Origin of the sequence: Methanoculleus frigidifontis, assembly GCF_030464345.1 — an archaeon.
GTDB lineage: Archaea > Halobacteriota > Methanomicrobia > Methanomicrobiales > Methanoculleaceae > Methanoculleus_A > Methanoculleus_A frigidifontis.
Genome location: NZ_VCYH01000027.1, coordinates 1 through 1,405 on the forward strand (window position 1 = coordinate 1; position 1,405 = coordinate 1,405).

1 protein-coding gene and 1 pseudogene are annotated in these 1,405 nt (G+C 58.1%); one reads left to right on the forward strand and one right to left on the reverse strand.

What is annotated here, in order from left to right:
• Positions 1–166 precede the first annotated feature (166 nt).
• On the reverse strand, positions 167–844 hold the full coding sequence (locus FGU65_RS15810) for a lactate utilization protein (RefSeq protein ID WP_301665461.1): 678 nt from the start codon (positions 842–844) through the stop codon (positions 167–169).
• Positions 845–1,269: 425 nt separating this feature from the next.
• On the opposite strand from FGU65_RS15810, the pseudogene FGU65_RS15815 reads away from it, so the two are divergent.
• A pseudogene (locus FGU65_RS15815) lies at positions 1,270–1,405 on the forward strand (IS701 family transposase); the annotation flags it as partial.

Genomic DNA, 1,405 nt, shown 5'->3' on the forward strand with positions numbered 1-1,405 from the left:
TACCTTCCTTTAACGCATTGAACGCCAACACTTCTTCTGACCACATCCTTCCCCGCGAGCGACAGCGCTTCGCGCACGTCACGGCATCACACCAGGATGCCCAGGGGTTCACGCACCCGGTGACGCATTCGAATTCTGATAAACTTATTCATCCGCGTCGCGCGGTTCAGTATCCGCGCCGGTCGGTGATCAGGGTTGTCCGTCCGTCTATTCTCTCCTCTTCAAGGATCATCATCTTGCCGATCGCACTCGGGACGCCGTAGGCACGCAGCGTCTGCTGGTTCTCGAGTGGCAGGGCGTGCTCCCGGCAGCGGGCGAGCGCAGCGTCGAGCGTTGGCACGATTTTGTTTACGCCGGAGACGAAGATGAGACGCCCCGCCCCATGCGGCCACGCCCCGACCCGGCTCCCGCTCTTGTCGCATCCGACGAGCTTGCCTGACTCGGCTATCGCCTGAACCCCGGAGAGGAAGTAGTCGGCCGTCACGCTTCTGCGGCGGAGTGCGTGCCGCTTTTCGGTGTCGTCCTCGGCGGTGATGGCTGCGTGGCAGTTCCGCCAGTTCTTCGGGTTCTCTGCGAGCAGCCGGTCGTAGCCGACTTCAAGCAGTGTCGTCGAGTAGCCGTTCATCACATCGGCGCTTTCCGGCAGCAGGTCGCGGATAGTGGCGAGGGCTTCACTGCCTGTCCCTGCATGGATCACCCGAACGTTCCGCGATGAGACGGCCGCAGCCGTCTTTCCGATCGTTTTGGCATCCGGCATCCGGTTCCAGCGCTCCGGGTCGACGCCGGCGTCTGCCGTCAGGTTGACCGCACTGTACTCGGTCCTGTACGATTCCAGGATTGGCAAAGGTGGGGCGCTGCAAAACCTGTGCCACGAATTTTCGCTTCATCAGGACTTTCTGAATATATACCGTCTACGATATCACACCTCTATTGCATTCCTTGAAGAAATTGTCGCGCAGCGTGATCATGGTCTGACCGACGAATTCTGCGTTTCCGCTCTCGCGACCAACGAGCTCTTTTCTGCAATCCGCGATGAGGTGAGGAGTGTTATTTTCTGTAAAAATGGCGTTCCCCTATCGCGATGGAGGGATTCGAGGAATAATCCCGAGATACCCGAAGAACACTACGAGGCAATGTATGAGCTCACATTGCAGGCCTTCGACACGCTCTTTGAGAATCATGGTTAGGACTTACGCAGTCGACCGCAAAGTCGATCATCTCAGACGGATCTCTGCCCCTCAGCCACCCTTCGCTGAGGAGGTCTCCCTGATGAACCGCGCAAAGTGCACTGATCTTGATTACATCAACTTTCTGACTGCTTCTTCGAACTACTTCACCTGTACCGAAGCGGAACGGTGCCAGCCTGCCGATAGTTCTTCTCCGGCGCACGATGCCTTCACCCGTC